Here is a 13,312-nt window from a genome sequence, read left to right as displayed (position 1 = left end):
AGACCCGGGGCCCCAGGGCGTTGGCCCCCGGGGCCCGGGGCGCAGCCCCAGGCGGTTGGCCCCCGGGCCCAGGCCGCAGCCCCCACGGGGTTGGACCCCGGGGCCCGGGGCGCAGCCCCAGGGGTTGGCTGTGGCGGGTGGTCAGAGGGCGCGCGGCGCCGCCGTGGAAGCCCGCACCATCAACTCCCCGTGCACCGTCGCGATCCCCCCGGGCGGAGCCGGTTCGAGGCCGAGGGCGAGCCGGCCCGCCCGAGCCCCCGCCTCGTACAGAGGCAGCCGGACGGTCGTCAGCGCCGGCACCGCATCCGCGCTGAAGGGCAGATCCACGAACCCCGCCACCGAGACGTCCCCGGGGACGGAAAGCCCCCGGTCCCGCAGCGCCGCACACGCCCCCAGCGCCACCGTGTCGTTGGCGGCCACCAGCGCCGTCAACTCCGGCTCCCGCCGCAGTAGTTCGAGCGCCGCGTCGTATCCGGACCGGCGGTCGTACGACCCGTGCACCACCCGCGCGTCCAGCGTGCGCGCGAGGCCCGCCGCCTCCAGGGCGGCCCGGTGGCCCTCCAGGCGGTGCCGGGTCGTGGTGCGTTCCGTGGGACCGGCGACGTAACCGATCCTGCGGTGACCGAGGCCGATGAGGTGCTCGGTCAGGCGCCTGCCGCCGCCGCGGTTGTCGAAGGCGAGGGTCGCGGTGACGCTGTCGCCGGGCAGCGGCGGCCGCCCGCACAGCACGATGCGCGTCCCCGCGTCCGCGAGCCGCGCGAGCTTCGCCCCGACGGCCGCCTGGTGCGCGGGGTCTTCGAGCGCCCCGCCCGTCACGATGACGGCGGCCGCGCGCTGACGCTGGAGCAGCGTCAGATAGGTGAGTTCGCGCTCCGGAGAGCCCCCGGTGTTGCAGATGACGGAGAGCTTCTCTCGCGCCCCCCGCTCCTCGCCGATCGCCGCCTGGGCCGCCCCGGCCATGATGCCGAAGAACGGGTCGGCGATGTCGTTGACGAGGATGCCGACCAGGTCGGACGTGGCCGCGGCGAGCGAACTCGCGGGCCCGTTCAGGACGTAGTCCAGCTCGTCGACCGCGCGCAGCACGCGTTCCCGAGTGGCCGCCGCCACCGGGTAGTTGCCGTTGAGGACGCGGGAGACGGTCGCCGGGGACACCTGGGCCCGGGCCGCCACGTCCGCCAGGGTCGCTGTCATCTCTGCCTCCGCACGGGTCGGGCCGCGTTCGCACCGTTCAAGCTTTCGGCCTCTTGTCCGAGGCACTGTGCGCAGGCTAGCGTCCTGCCCAGTAGAAAGCGCTTGCTATCAGCATTCTCCCAGGTTCCGGGCGCCTTCCGCCTAGCCATGCCCGCCCGCGCACCACCGGGCACACCCCGTACCAGCTCGCCCCCGGAGGGATCACATGACGGAACGCAGGACCGTGCGGATCGCCATGAACGGCGTCACCGGACGCATGGGTTACCGCCAGCACCTCGTACGATCCCTCCTCGCCCTCCGCGAGCAGGGCGGCCTCGACCTCGGCGACGGCAGCACGCTGTGGCCCGAGCCGGTCCTGGTCGGCCGGCGCGAGCACGCGCTGAAGGCGATGGCCGACCAGCACGGCCTGACCGAGTGGTCGACCGATCTGGACGCGGTCCTCGCCGACCCGTCCGTCGACATCTACTTCGACGCCCAGGTCACCTCCGCCCGCGAGGAGGCGCTCGGCAAGGCCATAGCGGCGGGCAAGCACATCTACACCGAAAAGCCCACCGCCACCGGCCTGTCCGGCGCGCTGGACCTGGCCCGGCTCGCCCGTGCCGCCGGCGTCAAGCACGGCGTCGTGCAGGACAAGCTCTTCCTGCCGGGCCTGCTGAAGCTGAAGCGCCTGATCGACGGCGGCTTCTTCGGCCGCATCCTGTCCGTGCGGGGCGAGTTCGGCTACTGGGTGTTCGAGGGCGACTGGCAGTCGGCGCAGCGCCCGTCGTGGAACTACCGCCGCGAGGACGGCGGCGGCATCGTCGTGGACATGTTCCCGCACTGGGAGTACGTCCTGCACGAGCTGTTCGGCCGGGTCACTTCGGTGACCGCGCACACCGCCACCCACATCCCGCGGCGCTGGGACGAGCGGGGCGAGCCGTACGCGGCGACCGCCGACGACGCCGCGTACGGGATCTTCCAGCTGGAGGGCGGCGCGGTCGCCCAGATCAACTCCTCCTGGGCGGTACGCGTCAACCGCGACGAGCTCGTCGAGTTCCAGGTGGACGGAACGGAGGGATCGGCGGTGGCCGGACTGCGCAACTGCCGTGTCCAGCACCGCAGTTCGACACCCAAGCCGGTGTGGAACCCGGACCTTGCGGCCACCGAGCGATTTCGCGAGCAGTGGCAGGAGGTGCCGGACAACGACACGTTCGACAACGGGTTCAAGGCGCAGTGGGAGCTGTTCCTGCGGCACGTAGCGCTCGACGAGCCGTACCACTGGGACCTGCTCGCCGGGGCCCGCGGCGTCCAGCTCGCCGAACTGGGCCTGCGCTCCAGCGCGGAGGGCCGCCGCCTCGACGTTCCGGAGGTCGCGCTGTGACGCTACGGCTCCCGTCCCCGGACGGCACGACGAGGCCCTACGAGCCCCGCCCGACGCCGCTCACCCTCTCCCCCGGCCCAACTCCCCGCTCCCGTACGGCCTTTTCGGCGGCGCACGTCGTGGCGGACCCGTACGCGGACGTCTCCCCCGACTCCCCCGCGGCCGTCGACTGGGAGGCGACGCTCGCCTTCCGCCGCCACCTGTGGTCGCACGGACTCGGTGTCGCCGAGGCGATGGACACCGCCCAGCGCGGCATGGGTCTGGACTGGCCGGCGGCGGCGGAGCTGATCCGGCGAAGTGCCGCCGAGGCCAGGGCGGTCGGTGGGCTGATCGCGTGCGGAGTCGGGACGGACCAGCTCGGGCCCTCCGCCACGCTGCCCCAGGTGTGGTCGGCGTACGAGGAGCAGCTCGCCCTGGTCGAGGGCGTCGGGGCCCAACCGATCCTGATGGCCTCGCGGGCCCTGGCCGCGGCCGCCCGCTCCCCCGAGGACTATGCGGCGGTCTACACCGACCTCCTCCGCCAGGCGTCCGAGCCGGTGATCCTGCACTGGCTGGGCCCGATGTTCGACCCGGCGCTCGACGGTTACTGGGGCTCGTCCGACCTGGACGAGGCGACGGAGACGTTCCTGAAGGTCATCGCCGCGCACCCCGACAAGGTCGACGGCATCAAGGTCTCCCTCCTCGACGCCCGCCGCGAGGTGGCTCTGCGGCGTCGCCTTCCGGACGGCCTACGGTGCTACACCGGCGACGACTTCCACTATCCCGAACTGATCGCGGGCGACGAACAGGGCTTCAGCCACGCCCTGTTGGGCATCTTCGACCCCTTGGGCCCATTGGCGGCCGAGGCGGTCCGCGTACTGGACAAGGGGGACACGGCCGCCTTCCGCGCTCTCCTCGACCCGACGGTGGACCTGTCCCGCCACCTGTTCGCACCTCCAACCCGCTTCTACAAGACGGGCGTTGTGTTTCTGGCCTGGCTGTCCGGCCACCAGTCGCACTTCACGATGGTCGGCGGACTCCAGTCGGCGCGGTCGCTGCCGCATCTGGCACGGGCGTACGAACTGGCCGACGGGCTCGGCCTGTTCCCCGATCCGGCACTGGCCGCAGCCCGCATGACATCCCTGCTGACCGTATCCGGAGTCCCCCAATGACCCCTTCGACGCCTCCCCTGTCATCGCGCTTCAGCATCAACCAGATGACGGTGAAGCAGCTCTCCCTGCCGGAGCTCGTGGACGCGTGCGTACGGCTCGGGGTGCGCGGGGTCGGCCTGTGGCGGGAGCCGGTGGCGGACTACGGGCTCCAGGCATCGGCGAAACTGGTGCGGGACGCGGGGCTCGACGTCACCACGCTGTGCCGCGGCGGCTTCCTCACCGCCGTCGAACCGGCCGCCCGCGCCGCCGCCCTCGCCGACAACCGCGCCGCGATCGACGAGGCGGCCACCCTGGGCACGGACACGCTGGTCCTGGTCTCGGGCGGGCTCCCGGCCGGCTCCAAGGATCTCGCGGGCGCGCGGGAGCGGGTGGCCGAGGCGCTCGCCTCGCTCGGACCGTACGCCGCCGCGCGGGGGGTGCGGCTCGCGATCGAGCCGCTGCATCCGATGTTCGCCTCGGACCGCTGCGTGGTGTCCACGCTGAACCAGGCGCTCGATCTGGCGTCGGCCTTCCCCCCTTCCCAGGTGGGGGTGGTGGTCGACACGTACCACGTGTGGTGGGACGACGCGGCGCCGGGAGCGGTGGTGCGGGCGGGGGCCGCCGGGCGCATTCACGCCTTCCAACTCGCGGACTGGGTAACGCCGTTGCCCGCGGGCGTGCTGAACGGCCGGGGCCAGTTGGGGACGGGGTCCATCGACCTGGCGTGGTGGGCCTCGCTCGTCGAGCTGGCGGGGTATGCGGGGCCGGTCGAGGTCGAGCTGTTCAACGACGGGTTGTGGGCGGGGGACGGGGTCGCCCTCCTGGCCGACACGGCGTCCCGCTTCGCGCAGATCCTGGACTAGCCCCAGCCCCGGCCGGTCACCCCGCCCCGCGCCCCCGTGCGAGGGGTCGGATGCTTCGACCTCCTGGGGCTCCGCCCCGGGCCCCGGTTGTCTGCCCCTCCCCACCCCTTCCCGAAACCCTCCGGGGGTGAAGTGGGGTGGGCGGCCTTTCCGGGGGCTGCGCCCCCGGGCCCCCTGGTTCGGCTGCGGACCGCGCATGGCCGACCGCGCAGTTCCCCGCGCCCTTGGCGGTACCGGTGCCGGTCGGCGTTGGCGTCTTCGGCCTGCTCCCGGCGCCCCCAAACCCCTCTTTCGGCCTCGCACCGTGCGGGGCCGGTCGCGCAGGTCCCCGCGCCCCTGGGCGGTACTGGTGCCGATCGGCGCCGGCAACTTCGGCCTGCCCCCGGCGCCCCTAGCCGTACCGGCACTGGGGCACCTTCAGCCCGTCATGGGGGTCCCCCCTGGCCCTTAAGGCCTTGGGGGAGATTGAGGACGAGCGCCCTTCACGCGCGAACGGGGTCTGGGGCGGAGCCCCAGCACTCGACCAGTAGCCGGACCACACCCCCCGGAGGCCCCGCGGCGCAGCCGCAGAGTGTCACAGTGGGAAGGGGCGGGGTGGGGAAAGAATCCCCCAATCGAAAGGACCCGCACTATGACGCACAGACTCGCCCTCTCCACCCTCGGCCTCCCCGGCATGCCCATGCCGGACGTGGCCCGGCTGGCCGGCGCCTCCGGATATCAGGGCGTCGAGCTGCGGGCCCACCCCGAGGAACCCGTACACCCCGGCATCGGCGCACATGAACGGGCCTCCGCGAAAAGGGAGTTCGAGGCGCACGGCATCGAAGTCCTCACCGTCGCCGGCTACGCGAGGGTCACCCACCCCCTGGCCCCCCACGAGCTGCCCGAGCTCGTCCGCCTCGCCCACGACCTGGGCGCGAGCTACGTCCGCGTGTTCCCCGGCGGCGAGGGCACCCCGGATGCCGACGAAAGGGCCGTACAACAGCTCACCCGGGCCGCCCAGTTGGCGGAGGACAGCGACGTACGCATCCTCCTGGAGACCCACGACTCCCACCGCACCGGCGCGGCCGTGTCCGCCCTGCTCGACCGCGTGAACCGGAACGGGGTCGGCGCGATCTGGGACGTCATGCACACGTGGCTCGGCGGCGAGCCCCCCGCCGAGTCGTTCGCCCACCTCGCCCCCCACCTCGGCTACACGCAGGTGAAGGACATCGCGTCCGCCGAGGACACCACGCCCCTCCCCCTCGGCACCGGCGTGCTCCCTCTCGCCGAGTGCGTAGCCCTGCTCCCGGCGGACGGCTGGCTGTGCTGGGAGTACGAGAAGCGCTGGTACCCCGAGGCCGACCCCTTCCCGGAGCTGCTGGCGGCGGGCCGGGAGTACCTGGCGGGGCTGACCGGGGCGTAGGCCCTTGCCGCGAGCGGCGTCGCGGCGGTGTTCAGCCGCCGTCCAGGTCGCCCGCCCCGTGCAACCGGGCTTCCAGGTCACCCACCCAGGCGTTCGCCCGGACACGCAGGCTGGTCAGCTGCTCGGGGCTGAGACCGTAGTCGGTGAAGTCCTCGTCATCCCACCATTCGGCTCCGGCCAGACGGTCGCGGAGTTCCTGGAGGCTGACCTCGAAGCGAGCGTGGCGACGGCCCGGGCTCTCGAGTTCCGCGTTGGTGCGATGTCCCGAAGCCGCATGGACATCGATCAAGTCCCTGACCGCGCCACGGCCCGCGAGGGCCCGCACCTTGGTACCGATCACGTCGTCGAACGCCAGTACCGGCCCATGCTCGATGACGGCCGGGGGAGCCCAGAACGCCTCCTTGAGGATGTTCACCTCGCACTCCGCCCCGGTCGGGGGATCCACGGCGATGAGCCGACCGGACAAGGCTCCCGTCTCGATCTCGCGGACTTCCCAGCCACGCTGTGCAAGACCCTCGCCGACCGTCTGGACAATGTCCGCGAGGGGGCCGGGCTCTCCGTTGCCAGGTCGAGGTCCTGGCTGAGGCGGTCGACCAGGCCGTGCGCCTGGACTGCGTACCCGCCGGTGATGACCAGCGGGTAACGGGTGCCGATGGCGAGGACATCCGCCAGGAGCCGCCGGTGCAGATCGGTCAGGTTCACGCGGCCCGCACAGCTCCGGCCGCGACCAGCTCGGGGAAGGCGGCTTCCCAGACGTACCGGATCGGACGGCTGATCAGGGTGCGCAGCACGGGCCATTGGGCGATGAGCGAATCCCGGTTCAGGAAATCGATCAAGTCCTGGTACTGCCCCTCGGCGAGGACCGTGCGATACAAGCCCATCCGCGATTTGAGCCCGGCCAGGTCGTAAGAACAACGGCCCGACCACACCACGTGCAGCGGCAGCTCGACCGTGCCGTGGTCGGGGCCGGCCAGATCCTCCAAGCGGGCGGGCAGCCGCTTGGCATACTGCTCACACAGCGGCTCGAACGCGTTCGCCACCGGGAAACGAGAGGAAACCTCAGCCATCCCGTCAGTTTGGACCGAGGGGATGGAAGGGGTCACCTCGAACGTTCCAGCCCCCGCCCCGGGACCGCCCCTCCGAGCGGACGCCGCCCCCCAGCCAGGACGGCTCGCCGTGGGTCGGGCATACCCGGCGCGCCCCTCCCGGACCGAGTCGGCCGCACCAGCGACGTGAGCGCCACCCCGCCCACCAGGAGCGCCGCCGCACCCCACCGCAGCGGCGTCACCGGCTCCCCGAGCAGCACCGCCGCCGAGGACATCCCGAACACCGGGACCAGCAGGCTGAAGGGTGCCACCGACGACGCCGGGTAGCGGCGCAGCAGCATCCCCCAGGCCCCGAAGCCGAACACCGTGCTGAGCCACGCCACGTACACCAGCGCCCCCGCCCCGCTCCAGTCGAACCCGGCCAGCGCCTCGGCGTCCCGCTCCGGCCCCTCGAAGAGCAGGGAGAGGGCAAGCAGCGGGAGTACGGGGACGACGGACACCCACACCATGAAGTTCAGCGCGTCGGGCGGGGCCGCCCTGCGGGTCAGGACGTTCGAGGCGCCCCAGCACGCCGCCGCCCCCACGGTCAGCGCGAAGCCGAGCAGCGGCCCGCCCGAGCCCTCGTCCACCCCCGCCAGCACGATGCCCGCGAGCGCCACCACCATCCCCAACAGCCTTACTTTGCTGGGCCGTTCACCCAGCACGGCCATCGCCACGACCGCCGTGAAGACCGCCTGCACCTGAAGGACGAGCGACGAAAGACCGGCCGGCATCCCCTGGCTCATCCCGATGAACAGCAGCCCGAACTTCCCGACCCCGAGCACCAGCCCCACGGCCACGACCCACTTCCACGCGACCTTCGGCCGCCCCACGAAGAACACGGCGGGCAGCGCCGCGACCAGGAACCGCAGGGCGGAGAACAGCAGCGGCGGGAAGTGGCCGAGGCCCACGTCGATGACGACGAAGTTGATCCCCCACACGGCGGCGACGAGCACGGCGAGGGCGATGTGTACGGGACGCATGCGTCGAGGATCACGGTCCCCGACCATTCAGCACCAGCGCGGATTCGTTGATGATGAGCGGAAGCACTGCTTAATCGTCACCGTCACGACATCCGGGAGGACCCGTGCTCGACCTGGCCCGGCTGCGCGCACTGCACGCGGTCCACGTGCACGGCTCGGTCGCCGCCGCTGCCACAGCACTCGGCTACACCCCGTCCGCGATCTCCCAGCAGATCACCAAGCTGGAACGCGAGACCCGTACGACGCTCCTCGAACGCCGGGGCCGGGGCATCGCTCTCACCGACGCCGCTCTCCATCTGGCCGCCACGGCAAGGGAGTTGATGGCCATCGTCGAGCGCGCGGAGACCGCGCTCGAAGAGCGGCGCGGCCTGCCCACCGGGGTGCTCACGGTCGGCGCGTTCGCCACGGCCGCGCGCGGACTCCTTCCGCAAGCCCTCGCCGCCCTGGCCCGTGAACACCCCACCCTGGAAACGCGGTTGTCCGAAGTCGATCCGCACGTCTCCGTCGACCTCGTGGCCAAGGGCATCATCGACCTGGCCGTCGCCCACGACTGGGACATCGCCCCGCTGCCCGCCCCCGAGGGCGTCGAGTACGCGGCCATCGGCGACGACCACTGCGACGTACTGGTCCCGGAGGACCACCCCCTCGCGTCCCGCGCCGTGATCCACCGCTCCGACCTCGCCCAGGAACCCTGGATCTGCCAGCCGCCCGGCTCGGTCTGCCACGACTGGCTCGTCCGCACCCTGCGCGCCGACGGGCACGAGCCGTATCTGCGCCACCAGGCCGCCGAGTACCACACCCAACTCGCCCTGGTGTCAGCCGGTTTGGGCATAGCCCTGATACCGCGCCTGGGCCGGGGCCCACTCCCCGAGGGCGTAGTGGCCCTACCCCTCGACCCGGCCCCGACCCGCCGCCTCTACGCCCTGTGGCGCACGGGCGCGGCCCGCCGCCCCGCGATCACGGCGACGGTCCACGCCCTCCACGACGCCTGGGCCCGGCTCAGCGACTGAGGGCCCCCGCACCATCGCGTGCCGTCGGCGACGCATCCGACGCAGCCTCCGCTTGCCCCGTGACACAAGGAGTCCGATGTCCAAGCTCGTAGTGCTGCCAGGCGAAGGCGTAGGTAACGACCTCAACTGGTCGGCGACGAGCGCACTGTTCGATGACATCGTCGCCTTCATTCACCGGCGAGTCCGGGACGAGCGTGCGGCAGAGACAGTCACCACGCAGGCAGCATCCGGCTGCCTGTTCCTGGCAGAGCTGCCTGAACGTGTCCTGGCGGAGGTTCTCGCCGGGCTGCGCGATGACCTGCCCGCATACGTGAATGAGGTGATCTATCCCCCGGCAGCAACCCTCGCAATGGACTATCCAGAAATCTTCATCGCACGCGCCAAGTCCCTTGCTTGTCTGGCGGATCTCAGCATCGCTTTGCGCGGAGACGTGGACTCAAGCAGCCGTGGCTCCGAACAGGCCTCCGCAGTAGTCGCCCACGCAGAGCCCGGTATGCCTTTGCGGGGACGACTCCTGTATCAGGACGATGGAAACGTGGAATTCGTCTGCGCCCCGGAGGGCCGCACCGACAAGTCGGCGCGCACCGGATCGGACGGATCCGTGAGCCTGCGCATCGGCTCACTCCAGCTCGAAGTGGGCATCACAACCCGCCAGGTGCTCTACGCCCGGGGATACAGCCCGCGTGAGTCCTGGAACGCGGCAAGGTTCGACCTCCCGGACATGCCGCCCGGCGTGGTGTTCGCCGAACCCGACCGCCCCTTCGTCCCCGGTCAGCCCGTCGCGCTGGATCGCACGGAGGAATGGCCGATCGACCACGACGTCCGCTCGGGCTGGCTCCGCATCTCCGCACCCGGCAATGAAGGCAAAGGCACTCTCACACTGATTGCCGATGGCATCGCAGTCGGCACCTACGCCGAGGAGATCGTCTCGGTGTGGCTGCATACCGGTCCGTAGCCACATGGGGCGCACCGCGTGCACGGGAGAGGGGCAGGCAGGGGCATGGAGGCACCTCGTCGCTCTTCCGGCCTGGCTCCGGAGGCAAGCACCTCACGCGCGTAGGCCTCTGTCTGGAGGATTCCCGGCACCAGTTTCGCCGCGTAGTCGTGAATCACGGTCGTCTGGCCCTCGAACTCCAACGCCTCCGCGAGGGGTTGTCCTCGATAGCCACGACACCAACTCCCTTTCTTGCAGCACCCGTTGTCACCCTCAGTGCACTATCCAGCGCACGGAACACGACCCCAAGCTGTGAGCGATTCGACACACACGGGCGTACGTCGCCCACACCGGGACGGACGTGTACGGGCCCGGAAAGGTGATCGGCACGGACGGTGACTGGCGGCGCGTCCGGTTCGTGTACTTCGTCGCGACGATCGCCGCGCGTGATCTGCGCACCGCCTCCGCCCAGGAGGAGGGACAGGTGCGCGCATGGCTGGCGGAGAAGGCGGTCCGGCATGGGGGGCGCTGGTAGCGGGGCCGGCGCTCGCGCTGCGGGTGTCACGGGACGGCGGGCGGACGTGGGAGCCGTACGTCATGCCCCGCCCGGCACTGGCGGAAAGAATTTCGGCGGGGCTGTCACATTTCGAGGCCCTGCTCGGTCAGTGCAGTGAAGGCGAACGGAAACGCCGCCCACTACACACAGGAGCCACCGCCATGCAGGCACGTATGACGAACCCCGTCCAGGTCATCCCCAGCGCCCTGCCCGCCGTCCTCGGCGTGCTGAAGGCCGCGAAGGAGGGCGGGGTGGACGAGTCCACGCTGGAGCTGGTGCACCTGCGGGCCAGCCAGATCAACGGGTGCGCCCCGTGCATCGACCAGGGGGTGAAGCAGGCCCGCAAGGGCGGGGTGAGCGAGGAGAAGCTGGCCACGGTCGTGGCCTGGCGCGAGGCGCCGTACTTCACGGACGCCGAGCGCGCGGCCCTCGCCCTGGCCGAGGCCTCGACCCGGCTCGCCGACCGGCCGGACGCCGTGTCCGACGAGGTCTGGGACGAGGCCGCCCGGCACTACGACGAGAAGGGGCTCGCCTCACTGGTCCTCATGATCGGCGTGACCAACCTCTTCAACCGGCTCAACGCGACCACGCGGCAGATCGCAGGGGCGGCCTGGTAGTCCAGGGCACCGTGCGGGGGGAGCGATGCGCGCCACGGGGGTGTGCCGCATCGCCCCGCCCGGCACCCGCCTCCGACGCCGGTCCCCACGCCTCGACGCGGCTCGTGCGCATAGCCTTGACTGACAATAACTTTCCGGATATCGGTTCGGTTTGGAAGTTTCTTCCATTTCCTGGTTTCCCCGGGTACCACCGCCGGAAGGAGCGCACGTGCAGCACCGCACCTCAAGACGCAGCCTCCTGACCACCAGCGCCGCCGTGGCCGCCATGAGCGCCCTCGGCCCCCAGCTCCCCGCCCGCGCGTCGGATGCCGTGGGCGCCGACCGCCGCCTCCGTGCGCTCATCGCCCGCATGACGGTCGAGGAGAAGATCGGGCAGCTCTTCGTCACACGGGTCTACGGGCACTCCGCCACCGCCCCCGACCAGGCGGACATCGACGCCAACCTGCGCGAGCTGGGCGTGCGCGACGCCGCCGAGCTGATCGCGAAGTACCACGTCGGCGGCATCATCTACTTCAGCTGGGCGCACAACACCCGCGACCCGCACCAGATCGCGGACCTGTCCAACGGCATCCAGGCCGCCGGACTCGCCCAGCGCGTTCCGCTGCCGCTGCTCATCGCCACCGACCAGGAGCACGGCGCGGTGTGCCGGGTCGGCGCACCGGCCACGCTCTTCCCCGGCGCGATGGCGATGGGTGCGGGCGGGTCGACGGAGGACGCCCGCACGCTCGGGCGCATCTCGGGCGCCGAGCTCGCGGCGATCGGCATCCGGCAGGACTACTCCCCCGACGCGGACGTGAACATCAACCCGGCCAACCCGGTCATCGGCGTACGGTCGTTCGGCGCGGATTCCGCCGCCGTGGCCCGTATGGTCGCGGCCGAGGTGCGCGGCTACCAGGACTCCTCGGTCGCGGCCACCGCCAAGCACTTCCCCGGGCACGGCGACACCAGCGTCGACAGCCACACCGGGATTCCGGTGATCACCCACACCCGTGAGCAGTGGGACCGGCTCGACGCGCCGCCGTTCCGGGCCGCGATCGCCGCCGGGATCGACGCGATCATGACGGCGCACATCCAGTTCCCCGCGCTCGACCCGAGCAATGACCCGGCCACCCTCTCCCGCCCGATCCTCACCGGCATCCTGCGCGAGCAGCTCGGCTTCGACGGGGTCGTCATCACGGACTCGCTCGGCATGAAGGGCGTACGCGACAAGTACGGCGACGACCGGGTGCCCGTACTCGCCCTCCTGGCGGGCGTCGACCAGCTTCTCGATCCGCCCAAGCTGGACGTGGCGTTCAACGGGGTGCGTTCGGCGGTGGCGAGCGGCGAGTTGAGCGAGGCCCGCCTCGACGCGTCGCTCCTTCGCATCCTGCGGCTCAAGGAGCGCCGGGGGCTGTTCGCCCGGCCGTACGTCGGTGCGCGGGGCGTGGACCGTACGGTCGGAGTCCGGGCACACCTGGCCGCCGCCGACGGGATCGCCGAGCGCACCACGACCCTGCTCGCCAACCCGCGCGGGCTGCTCCCGCTGTCCCGGCGCAGCCACCGCCGGCTCCTGGTCGTGGGCGCCGACCCGGACTCCCCTTCCGGCACGACCGGCCCGCCCACCCAGGTCCTGGCCCGCGCCCTCACCGAACTCGGCTTCCGCACCACGGTGTTGAGCACGGGCACGCTGCCGTCCCAGACCCAGATCGACGCGGCGGTGCGGGCGGCTTCCGACGGGCAGGACGCGGTGCTCGTCGGCACGTACAACGCGGGGGCGGGCGGCGCGCAGAGCAGGCTGGTGGCCGCGCTCGGCGCGAGCGGGGTGCCGGTGGTCCACCTCGCGCTCCGCAATCCGTACGACATCGCGTACCTGAGCGGGTACGCGGCGTCGCTCGCCACGTACTGCTGGACCGATGTCGAACTCCGGGCGGCGGCAAGGGTGTTGGCGGGGCGGGCTCGTCCGCGCGGCCGCCTCCCGGTCGCCGTCCCCCGGGCCGACGACCCTACGCGCGACCTCTACCCGATCGGTCACGGCCTGACGTACTAGGCGTACGCCGGGAACCCGGCGCACCACCCCCAAGTGACCCAAAGCCCCCCGGCTGCCTGGCATGTGCCCGCCCCGCCGGGACAAGCTTGAGTCGTATCAGGGGGGAAGTATGCATACGTTCCGTTGGGCAGGATTGGTGTGCCTGTTGGTGCTCG

General features: G+C 71.7%; 13 protein-coding genes and 1 pseudogene. 9 read left to right on the top strand and 5 right to left on the bottom strand.

The features are described 5' to 3' along the window. Positions 1-141: 141 nt before the first annotated feature. Complete coding sequence (locus IE267_RS31040; protein WP_167153087.1) at positions 142-1,191, bottom strand: LacI family DNA-binding transcriptional regulator; 1,050 nt, start codon at positions 1,189-1,191, stop codon at positions 142-144. Between the two features lie 205 nt (positions 1,192-1,396). Between IE267_RS31040 and IE267_RS31035 the strand changes: the two genes are divergently transcribed. The 4 genes from IE267_RS31035 (at position 1,397) to IE267_RS31020 (ending at position 5,946) form a co-directional block, all read left to right on the top strand. Then, the gene (locus tag IE267_RS31035; RefSeq protein WP_189765452.1) at positions 1,397-2,551 is read left to right on the top strand and encodes a Gfo/Idh/MocA family protein; all 1,155 of its coding nucleotides are present in this window, start codon (positions 1,397-1,399) and stop codon (positions 2,549-2,551) included. Continuing rightward, the gene (locus IE267_RS31030) at positions 2,548-3,702 is read left to right on the top strand and encodes a dihydrodipicolinate synthase family protein (RefSeq protein WP_189765451.1); all 1,155 of its coding nucleotides are present in this window, start codon (positions 2,548-2,550) and stop codon (positions 3,700-3,702) included. The genes IE267_RS31035 and IE267_RS31030 overlap by 4 nt, the downstream gene beginning before the upstream one ends. Continuing rightward, complete coding sequence (locus tag IE267_RS31025; RefSeq protein ID WP_189765450.1) at positions 3,699-4,544, top strand: sugar phosphate isomerase/epimerase family protein; 846 nt, start codon at positions 3,699-3,701, stop codon at positions 4,542-4,544. The genes IE267_RS31030 and IE267_RS31025 overlap by 4 nt, the downstream gene beginning before the upstream one ends. Before the next feature lie 631 nt (positions 4,545-5,175). Then, on the top strand, positions 5,176-5,946 hold the full coding sequence (locus IE267_RS31020) for a sugar phosphate isomerase/epimerase family protein (RefSeq protein ID WP_189765449.1): 771 nt from the start codon (positions 5,176-5,178) through the stop codon (positions 5,944-5,946). A 31-nt stretch (positions 5,947-5,977) separates the two neighbouring features. On the opposite strand, the pseudogene IE267_RS31015 reads toward IE267_RS31020, so the two are convergent. From IE267_RS31015 to IE267_RS31005, 3 genes and pseudogenes are all read right to left on the bottom strand, one after another. Next, positions 5,978-6,648 (bottom strand): annotated as a pseudogene (locus tag IE267_RS31015) (nucleotidyl transferase AbiEii/AbiGii toxin family protein). Then, entirely contained in the window at positions 6,645-7,013 is a 369-nt protein-coding gene (locus IE267_RS31010; protein WP_189765448.1) for a hypothetical protein, read from the bottom strand. Before IE267_RS31010 ends, IE267_RS31015 begins: the two are co-directional and overlap by 4 nt. Positions 7,014-7,045: 32 nt before the next feature. Next, positions 7,046-8,014, bottom strand: a complete 969-nt coding sequence (locus tag IE267_RS31005; RefSeq protein WP_189765447.1) for an EamA family transporter — start codon at positions 8,012-8,014, stop codon at positions 7,046-7,048. Positions 8,015-8,118: 104 nt separating this feature from the next. On the opposite strand from IE267_RS31005, the gene IE267_RS31000 reads away from it, so the two are divergent. Then, the gene (locus IE267_RS31000) at positions 8,119-9,024 is read left to right on the top strand and encodes a LysR family transcriptional regulator (RefSeq protein WP_189765446.1); all 906 of its coding nucleotides are present in this window, start codon (positions 8,119-8,121) and stop codon (positions 9,022-9,024) included. Positions 9,025-9,100: 76 nt separating this feature from the next. After that, positions 9,101-9,979, top strand: coding sequence for a hypothetical protein (locus IE267_RS30995; protein WP_189765445.1), 879 nt, complete (start codon positions 9,101-9,103; stop codon positions 9,977-9,979). On the opposite strand, the gene IE267_RS40310 is transcribed toward IE267_RS30995, so the two are convergent. Further along, positions 9,934-10,161 (bottom strand): Scr1 family TA system antitoxin-like transcriptional regulator, encoded by a 228-nt coding sequence (locus IE267_RS40310; RefSeq protein ID WP_308428859.1) that lies wholly within the window; start codon positions 10,159-10,161, stop codon positions 9,934-9,936. The two genes, IE267_RS30995 and IE267_RS40310, sit on opposite strands and share 46 nt — an antisense overlap. A 158-nt stretch (positions 10,162-10,319) precedes the next feature. Between IE267_RS40310 and IE267_RS30990 the strand changes: the two genes are divergently transcribed. From IE267_RS30990 to IE267_RS30980, 3 genes are all read left to right on the top strand, one after another. After that, entirely contained in the window at positions 10,320-10,493 is a 174-nt protein-coding gene (locus tag IE267_RS30990; protein WP_229861504.1) for a hypothetical protein, read from the top strand. A gap of 182 nt (positions 10,494-10,675) precedes the next feature. Beyond that, positions 10,676-11,131, top strand: a complete 456-nt coding sequence (locus IE267_RS30985) for a carboxymuconolactone decarboxylase family protein (RefSeq protein ID WP_167153078.1) — start codon at positions 10,676-10,678, stop codon at positions 11,129-11,131. A gap of 265 nt (positions 11,132-11,396) precedes the next feature. Further along, positions 11,397-13,157 (top strand): glycoside hydrolase family 3 protein, encoded by a 1,761-nt coding sequence (locus tag IE267_RS30980; protein WP_373304615.1) that lies wholly within the window; start codon positions 11,397-11,399, stop codon positions 13,155-13,157. Positions 13,158-13,312: the final 155 nt, after the last annotated feature.

It is taken from the genome of Streptomyces xanthochromogenes (assembly GCF_014650455.1).
Lineage (GTDB): Bacteria > Actinomycetota > Actinomycetes > Streptomycetales > Streptomycetaceae > Streptomyces > Streptomyces xanthochromogenes.
The sequence above is the reverse complement of the archived record's forward strand: the minus strand, read 5'-3'. Positions and strand labels throughout refer to the sequence as shown.

What these genes read in the sequence shown, in the direction of transcription:
- IE267_RS31040 (WP_167153087.1), bottom strand. Translation starts at nt 1,191, where the DNA reads ATGACAGCGACCCTGGCGGACGTGGCGGCCCGGGCCCAGGTGTCCCCG.
- IE267_RS31035 (WP_189765452.1), top strand. Translation starts at nt 1,397, where the DNA reads ATGACGGAACGCAGGACCGTGCGGATCGCCATGAACGGCGTCACCGGA.
- IE267_RS31025 (WP_189765450.1), top strand. Translation starts at nt 3,699, where the DNA reads ATGACCCCTTCGACGCCTCCCCTGTCATCGCGCTTCAGCATCAACCAG.
- IE267_RS31020 (WP_189765449.1), top strand. Translation starts at nt 5,176, where the DNA reads ATGACGCACAGACTCGCCCTCTCCACCCTCGGCCTCCCCGGCATGCCC.
- IE267_RS31010 (WP_189765448.1), bottom strand. Translation starts at nt 7,013, where the DNA reads ATGGCTGAGGTTTCCTCTCGTTTCCCGGTGGCGAACGCGTTCGAGCCG.
- IE267_RS31005 (WP_189765447.1), bottom strand. Translation starts at nt 8,014, where the DNA reads ATGCGTCCCGTACACATCGCCCTCGCCGTGCTCGTCGCCGCCGTGTGG.
- IE267_RS30995 (WP_189765445.1), top strand. Translation starts at nt 9,101, where the DNA reads ATGTCCAAGCTCGTAGTGCTGCCAGGCGAAGGCGTAGGTAACGACCTC.
- IE267_RS30985 (WP_167153078.1), top strand. Translation starts at nt 10,676, where the DNA reads ATGCAGGCACGTATGACGAACCCCGTCCAGGTCATCCCCAGCGCCCTG.
- IE267_RS30980 (WP_373304615.1), top strand. Translation starts at nt 11,397, where the DNA reads ATGAGCGCCCTCGGCCCCCAGCTCCCCGCCCGCGCGTCGGATGCCGTG.